This window comes from Nocardia sp. NPDC060220, assembly GCF_042727815.1.
Taxonomy (GTDB): domain Bacteria; phylum Actinomycetota; class Actinomycetes; order Mycobacteriales; family Mycobacteriaceae; genus Nocardia.
In genome coordinates this window covers 1-7342 of record NZ_JBHWZY010000305.1, presented here as the reverse complement: position 1 = coordinate 7342, position 7342 = coordinate 1, and the positions used below count along the sequence as shown (strand labels likewise).

At 67.4% G+C, this 7342-nt stretch carries 8 protein-coding genes and 1 pseudogene; 7 read left to right on the top strand and 2 right to left on the bottom strand.

Features of this window, described 5'->3' with window-relative positions:
- The 3 genes and pseudogenes from ACFWF3_RS17375 to ACFWF3_RS17365 form a co-directional block, all read left to right on the top strand.
- Positions 1–373 (top strand): annotated as a pseudogene (locus ACFWF3_RS17375) (hypothetical protein); the annotation flags it as partial.
- Between the two features lie 105 nt (positions 374–478).
- Positions 479–1030 (top strand): hypothetical protein, encoded by a 552-nt coding sequence (locus tag ACFWF3_RS17370; protein ID WP_379314449.1) that lies wholly within the window; start codon positions 479–481, stop codon positions 1028–1030.
- A gap of 4 nt (positions 1031–1034) precedes the next feature.
- Positions 1035–1310, top strand: coding sequence for an Lrp/AsnC family transcriptional regulator (locus ACFWF3_RS17365; protein ID WP_101463603.1), 276 nt, complete (start codon positions 1035–1037; stop codon positions 1308–1310).
- Between the two features lie 10 nt (positions 1311–1320).
- Here ACFWF3_RS17365 and trpD read toward each other — a convergent pair whose 3' ends face one another.
- Positions 1321–2382, bottom strand: coding sequence for an anthranilate phosphoribosyltransferase (gene trpD, locus ACFWF3_RS17360; protein WP_378992544.1), 1062 nt, complete (start codon positions 2380–2382; stop codon positions 1321–1323).
- Positions 2383–2473: 91 nt separating this feature from the next.
- Positions 2474–2890: a hypothetical protein gene (locus ACFWF3_RS17355; protein ID WP_378992545.1), complete on the bottom strand. Its 417-nt coding sequence runs from the start codon at positions 2888–2890 to the stop codon at positions 2474–2476.
- A 179-nt stretch (positions 2891–3069) separates the two neighbouring features.
- Here ACFWF3_RS17355 and ACFWF3_RS17350 point away from each other — a divergent pair, with 179 nt between their 5' ends.
- From ACFWF3_RS17350 to ACFWF3_RS17335, 4 genes are all read left to right on the top strand, one after another.
- Positions 3070–3681, top strand: coding sequence for a heme-copper oxidase subunit III (locus ACFWF3_RS17350; RefSeq protein WP_378712418.1), 612 nt, complete (start codon positions 3070–3072; stop codon positions 3679–3681).
- Between the two features lie 57 nt (positions 3682–3738).
- Positions 3739–4611: a c-type cytochrome gene (locus ACFWF3_RS17345; protein WP_379226564.1), complete on the top strand. Its 873-nt coding sequence runs from the start codon at positions 3739–3741 to the stop codon at positions 4609–4611.
- A gap of 73 nt (positions 4612–4684) precedes the next feature.
- Positions 4685–5824 (top strand): ubiquinol-cytochrome c reductase iron-sulfur subunit, encoded by a 1140-nt coding sequence (locus ACFWF3_RS17340; RefSeq protein WP_378992547.1) that lies wholly within the window; start codon positions 4685–4687, stop codon positions 5822–5824.
- Positions 5821–7342: cytochrome bc complex cytochrome b subunit (locus tag ACFWF3_RS17335; protein WP_379314448.1), on the top strand; the 1522-nt coding region annotated here is incomplete at its 3' end. The genes ACFWF3_RS17340 and ACFWF3_RS17335, both read left to right, overlap by 4 nt.

Sequence of the window (7342 nt, the reverse complement as noted above, 5' to 3'; positions counted from 1 at the left end):
GATGGCCGTTGTCGATCAGATCGTCGCCGCCGCCGAAACAGTGATCCCCGACCTGGGCATCGCGTCGCCGGGTAGCGGGAACCAGCGTTCGGCAGCTGAGTCCGATCGGGTGAATGCGCCGGAAGTGGCGTTCTCCCTCGACGGTGCGGTCGTCGACCTCGGCGACCGCATCCCACCCCTGCGCGGAGCCCCGCCGGAGGAAGTCGGCGTCATCGCTCGCTGGCTTGCCAAACCCGGCGCGCGGATCGTGCGGACCAGCGACGGGTACCACGAACCGCTGCACGGTGCGGCGCGCTGGGTGGGCTGGGCGCAGCTCGCGCGCACGGCCGCGACCACCAGGAGCGAACAGGAGGAGTATCTGGCCGAACGCTGACGAGCCACACCGGGGCGGCCGAGGCAGGCGAGAACAACCCGTCCTGGATCATGGACGACGACTCCGTGCACCGTGGCGGGGCCCGAGGACAAGGAGCAGCGGCGAATGTTCGTGAAGGTGTGCGGTCTGACCACCGAGGAACAGATCGACTGGGCGATCGAGCTCGGGTACTCCGCGATCGGCGTCATGGTGACGACGAAGAGCAAGCGCTACCGCACCCCCGAACAGGCACGCGCGCTCGCCGGCTACGCACGTGGTCGCATCACCACCTTCGCCGTCGCCCTCGAGGCGAGCGAGGTCGCCGAGGTATCGGAGGCGTTCGACGTCGTGCAGCTCTATGAGTGGACCGACCTGCCGAACCTGGCCTTCTGCTCCTCGAGCCCGCCGGAACCGGGTCAGACCAGCGAATACTTCTTCTACGACGCCAGCGCGGGCTCCGGTGTGTTCGAGGAATTCCCCGATTGGGTCCGCGCGCAACCGGGTCGGGTGGTGCTGGCGGGCGGCCTGGACCCCGACAACGTCGCCGATGTGATCGCTCGGCACCGTCCCTATGGCGTGGACGTGTCCAGTTCGGTGGAAACGGCGCCCGGGGTGAAGAGCTATGACCTGATGCGTCGGTTCAAAGCGGCCACCGAGCGGCCCGAAGTTCTAGAGTGATCCCATGATTACCGCGATCGTGATGATCCAGGCGCAGAACTCTCGCATCCCCGAGACCGCGCAGGCCCTCGCCGACACCGAAGGAGTCGCCGAGGTGTACTCCTGCGCCGGTGACGTGGACCTGATCGCGATCGTGCGCGTGCGCGACCACGCGCGCATCGCCGAAGTGGTCACCGCGGGCATCGACAAGGTGGACGGCGTGGTCCGCACCACCACCCACATCGCGTTCAAGTCCTATTCCAGCGCCGACGTGGAAGCCGGATTCTCGCTGGGGGAGTGAGCCTTCGGGGTCAGTTCTCGTCGAGCGTCCTGGTGAGTTCGGCCCAGCTCTGCAGCAGCTTCGCCGCCGCCCCGCTGTCCACCGCGGCGGCGGCGCGCTCGAGCCCGTCGGTCAGCGCCGCGTCCAGGTCGAGATCGACATCGCCGACCCCGCGCGAGAGGTCGTAAGCCACGATCGCCGCGGCCGAGTTCAACAGCACCGCGTCACGGACAGGTCCGGCCGTTCCCGCGAAGACATCGCGCGCGACCTGGGCGTTGACCTCGGCATCCCCGCCACGCAGGTCGTCCAGGTCCACCCTCGCGATGCCGAGCCGCGTCGGATCGATCAGCGTTCGACGGATCCGCCCGCCACTGACCACCCACACGTCGGTCAGATCCGAAGTGGTGATCTCGTCGAGCCCGTCACGCCCGCGCACGACCAGCGCACTCGACCCACGCGCCTCGAACACCCCGGCGATCACGGGCGCGAGATCGGCGAACGCGCACCCGATCAGCCCGGCGCGCGGCTGGGCCGGATTGGTCAGCGGGCCCAACACGTTGAACACGGTCGGAATGCCGATCTCCTTGCGCGCCGCCCCGGCGAAACGGAGCCCGGAGTGGAACAGCGGCGCGAAACAGAACCCGATCCCCGCCTCGCGCACCGATCGCGCCACCGACCCGGGTCCGAGCGCGAGCTTCACACCCAGCGCTTCGAGCACATCGGCACCACCGGACTTCGACGACGCCGCCCGGTTCCCGTGCTTGACCACGGGGACCCCGGCCGCGGCCACGACCACCGCGGACATGGTCGAGATGTTCACCGACCCCGAACGATCGCCGCCGGTGCCGACGACATCGACCGCGTCGCCGTCGACGTGAACCAGCCGCGCGTGCCCGAGCATCCCGGCCACCATGCCCGCCAGCTCGGTCGGCGTGGGGCCCTTGATCTTCATGGCGACGCCGAACGCCGCGATCTGGGCGGCGGTGGCGTTGTCGGTGAAGATCTCGTCGATCACCCAGGTGGTGTCGTCCGCGGCCAGGTCGCCACCGTCGGCGAGGGTTCCGAGCACCTGGGCCCAGCTGCGCACGCTCATCTGCTCTGCTTCTCCTTCGACGACACCGTTGCGCCACTGTAGATCGGGCGCGCGGAGGTGGCGCAAGGTCTTTTGCGCCGTCGGGCAAAGTTTACGGGGCGGTGCGCGGGGGTTGCAGCGCGTCCCAGCCGTCGGCGACGCCGTCGTGGCGCTGGGCGAGCCCGGCCATCCGCGAGCGTTCCTGCGAGCAGGTCAGCGGATCGAGCCGTTGCACCCGCTGCAGGATGATCGGGACCAGGTCCGCGGCCGGCGCGGCGGGCTCGGCGCGTTCGTATCCGTCATACCCGGCGATCTCGCACGCGGCCTCGATCTGCCCGGCGGGCAGCCGCAGATGGTGGCGCAACACCGCATCGGCCTCCCGATCCAGCTCGCTCGCCCGATCCAGCGCGGTCGAACAAGCCTCGACATCGTCGAAACTCGACGCGACCACCACAAGATCGTCGCGCCCCGGGTCCAACTCCCGCGCCGACCCACCGAACAGCCGCCGCCACATCCGCACCACGACCATCGCCGCCTCCTCGTCTCAGCCTATCCACATCCAACGCTGTCACAATGAGTTGTCGCGCGGTCGTCGCCAACACGCCGACGGAAGTCGTAGACCCCCTCTGTGCGTGGGTTTTCCGACTGGCGCCACAAACTTTCGTACCCGGGTACATGTGTCGTACTACGAAGAGTCATACTTACCCCGTGACGACCGCAGTAGGCACCCCAGGATCGGCCATTACTCAGCGTGTGCATTCGCTGAACCGGCCCAACATGGTCAGCGTCGGAACCATCATCTGGCTGTCGAGCGAGCTGATGTTCTTCGCCGGGCTGTTCGCCATGTACTTCGTTGCTCGCGCGCAGGCGCACGGGAACTGGCCCCCGGAGCCGACCGAGCTGAACATGAAGCTCGCGATTCCGGTGACGGCCGTGCTGATCGCGTCCTCGTTCACCTGCCAGATGGGTGTGTTCGCGGCGGAGAAGGGCGACGTGTTCGGCCTTCGTCGCTGGTACAGCATCACCCTGCTGATGGGCGCGTTCTTCGTCGCCGGGCAGGGCTACGAGTACTACCACCTGGTGGAGGAGGGAACTTCGATCGCCGGCAGCTCGTACGGCTCGGTTTTCTACATCACCACCGGCTTCCACGGTCTGCACGTGATCGGCGGTCTGATCGCGTTCGTGTTCCTGCTCGTCCGCACCACGCTGAGCAAGTTCACCCCCGCCCAGGCCACCGCCGCGATCGTGGTGTCGTACTACTGGCACTTCGTCGACATCGTCTGGATCGGGCTGTTCGCCACGATCTACTTCGTCCGATAGCGCGCGGCGCGCACAGCATTTGCACAAGTCGGTTCCGTCTACTCCAAAGGGACACAGATGAGTTCATCTCCCCCGTCGGCCCCAGAGCCCGCCGGCCCCGGCGCCGGGCAGGACGCACAGGCCGCCAAGGCGCGTAAGCAGCGCCGCGCCCGTCGTCGTATCGCGGGTGCTCTCGCGCTGATGATCGGCTTGGTCGGAGCCGGCTTCCTGGCGACCGCGCTCACCCCGCAGGCGCAGGTCGCGACCGCGCACGAGGACCAGTCCGCGCTCATCCGCGAGGGCAAGCAGCTCTACGACACTTCCTGCGTCACGTGCCACGGCGCGAACCTGCAGGGTGTCGCCGACCGTGGTCCGAGCCTGATCGGCGTCGGCGAGGCCGCGGTCTACTTCCAGGTCTCCTCCGGCCGCATGCCGATGGCCGCCAACGGCGCCCAGGCGCTGCGCAAGCCGGAGAAGTTCGACGCGCACCAGACCGACGCGCTCGGCGCGTACGTCGCCGCCAACGGCGGTGGCCCCTCGGTGATCCGCGACGCCAACGGTGAGATCGCCCAGGAGTCGCTGCGCGGCGACGACATCGCCCGTGGCTCGGAGCTGTTCCGCATGAACTGCGCCTCCTGCCACAACTTCACCGGTCGCGGTGGCGCGCTCTCCGGCGGTAAGTTCGCGCCGCCGCTGGCCGAGGCCAGTGAGCAGCAGATCTACCAGGCGATGGTCACCGGCCCGCAGAACATGCCCAAGTTCTCCGACCGGCAGCTGACGTCGGAGGAGAAGCGCGACATCGTCGCCTACGTCAAGAACTCCGCCGAGGAGAAGTCGCCCGGCGGCTGGGATCTCGGCGGGTTCGGTCCGGCGACCGAAGGTTTGGCGATCTGGGTCATCGGCATCACCGCCGTGGTCGGCGCCGCGATGTGGATCGGATCGCGGTCATGATCGGTCAGTGCGCGGAGGCGGCAGCGCAGCGTAATCACGCAGCGTGCCCGAGCATGACGAATTGGATGCAGCCATGAGTGGACAGGAGCACAGCGACATGGGTCGCGAACCCACCGAAGACGAACTGGACGCGATGTCGCGTGACGAGCTGGTCGAGCTCGGCACCAATCGCGACGACGTCGATGTCGTCTACCGCAACGAGCGGTGGCCGGTGCCGGGCACCAAGGCCGAGAAGCGCGCCGAACGTGCGGTCACGTTCTGGTTCGCCATCTCCGGCCTCGCCGCCGCCGCGCTCATCGGTGTCTTCCTGTTCTGGCCGTGGGAGTGGAAGGGCTACGGCGACGAGGGCCACAGCGCCTACTCGCTGTTCACCCCGCTCGTCGGCCTGACCTTCGGCATCTCGGTGCTGGTCATCGGTGTCGCCGTGGTGCTGATCCGCAAGCGGTTCATCCCCGCCGAGATCTCGATCCAGCAGCGCCACGACGGCCCCTCCGACGAGGTCGAGCGGCGCACCCTGGCGGCCGAGCTGCAGGACGCGCTCGACACCTCCACCCTGGGTCGTCGCAAGATGATGCTCGGTACCGCGGGCGCCGGTGTCGGTGTGCTCGGTATCGGCGCACTGCTGGTGTTCGTCGGCGGCATGGTGAAGAACCCGTGGGCCAAGGGCGACAAGTCGCCGCTGTGGGTCTCGGGCTGGACCCCGGACTACCCGGGCGAGACCGTCTACATCCGCCGCGACACCGGTCGCCCCGGCGACATCGTGCTGGTGCGTCCCGAAGACCTGGACGCCGGCTCGATGGAAACCGTGTTCCCGTGGAAAGAGAAGTGGCGCGGCGATGAGCACGCCACGCTCGAGTCGCTGCGCGGTATCCGCAACGCGGTCATGATGATCCGGTTGCGCACCGAAGACGCCGAGAAGGCGATCAAGCGCAAGGGCCAGGAGAGCTTCAACTTCGGCGACTACTTCGCCTACTCGAAGATCTGCACCCATCTCGGCTGCCCCACCTCGCTGTTCGAGCAGCAGACCAACCGGATCCTGTGCCCCTGCCACCAGTCGCAGTTCCTCGCGACCGAGTGGGCAAAGCCGGTCTTCGGTCCTGCCGCCCGCGCACTGCCTCAGCTGCCGATCACCGTCAACTCCGAGGGCTATTTGGTCGCCGCGGGCGACTTCATCGAGCCGCTCGGCCCGGCCTTCTGGGAGCGTCGTTCATGAGCGTTGTGGCCAATCAGGCAAATGAGATGGACGAGCGGTACCGCGCCGCCGCGTTCATGAAGCGTTCGATCAACAAGGTCTTCCCGACCCACTGGTCGTTCCTGCTGGGTGAGATCGCGCTCTACGCGTTCATCATCCTGCTGCTGTCGGGTGTGTACCTGACGCTGTTCTTCGACCCGTCGATGACCCACGTGGTCTACGACGGCGCCTACCAGCCGCTGCGCGGCGTCGGCATGTCGCGGGCCTACGAGACCGCGCTGAACATCTCCTTCGAGGTGCGCGGCGGTCTGTTCGTCCGGCAGATCCACCACTGGGCGGCCCTGCTGTTCGCGGCGTCGATCATCATCCACCTGTTCCGCATCTTCTTCACCGGCGCGTTCCGCAAGCCGCGTGAGGCGAACTGGGTGATCGGCTCGCTGCTGCTGATCCTGGCGATGTTCGAGGGCTTCTTCGGCTACTCGCTGCCCGACGATCTGCTCTCGGGCACCGGCCTGCGTGCCGCGTTCGGCGGTATCACCATGAGCCTGCCGGTCATCGGTACCTGGATGCACTGGCTGATGTTCGGCGGCGACTTCCCCGGCGACATCATCATCCCGCGCCTCTACATCGCGCACGTGCTGCTGCTGCCCGGCATCATCCTGGCGTTGATCGGCGCGCACGTCGCGCTGGTCTGGTACCAGAAGCACACCCAGTTCCCCGGACCGGCCCGCACCGAGCACAACGTCGTCGGCGCGCGCATCATCCCGGTGTTCGCCGCCGACCAGGGTGCGTTCTTCGCGTTCACCCTCGGCATCGTCGGCATCATGGGCGGTGTCCTGCAGATCAACCCGATCTGGAACCTGGGCCCGTACAACCCCTCTCAGGTCTCGGCGGGTTCACAGCCCGACTTCTACATGATGTGGACCGACGGTTTGGCGCGTCTGATGCCGCCGTGGGAGCTCTACCTCGGTCGCTACACGGTCCCGGCCGTGGTCTGGGTCGCGCTCATCATGGGCCTGGTGTTCACGCTGCTGATCGCCTACCCGTGGATCGAGAAGCGCCTCACCAACGACCACTCGGCGCATCACAACCTGCTCCAGCGTCCGCGCGACGTGCCGGTGCGTACCGCAATCGGTGCCATGGCGATCGCGTTCTACGTGGTGCTCACGCTCTCGTGTGTCAACGACATCATCGCGCTGAAGTTCGACATCTCGCTGAACGCGACCACCTGGATCGGTCGTATCGGCGTGCTGCTGCTGCCGCCGATCGCGTACTTCGTGACGTACCGGTTCTGCATCGGTCTGCAGCGCAGTGACCGGGCGGTGCTCGAGCACGGTATCGAGACCGGTGTGATCAAGCGTCTGCCGCACGGCGAGTACATCGAGGTGCACCAGCCGCTGGGCGGGGTCGACGCACACGGCCACGCCATCCCGCTGGAATACCAGGGCGCCCCGGTGCCCAAGAAGATGAACAAGCTCGGTTCGGCGGGCAAGCCCGGCACCGGTAGCTTCCTCAAGGCCGATCCCAAGGCCGAGGGTG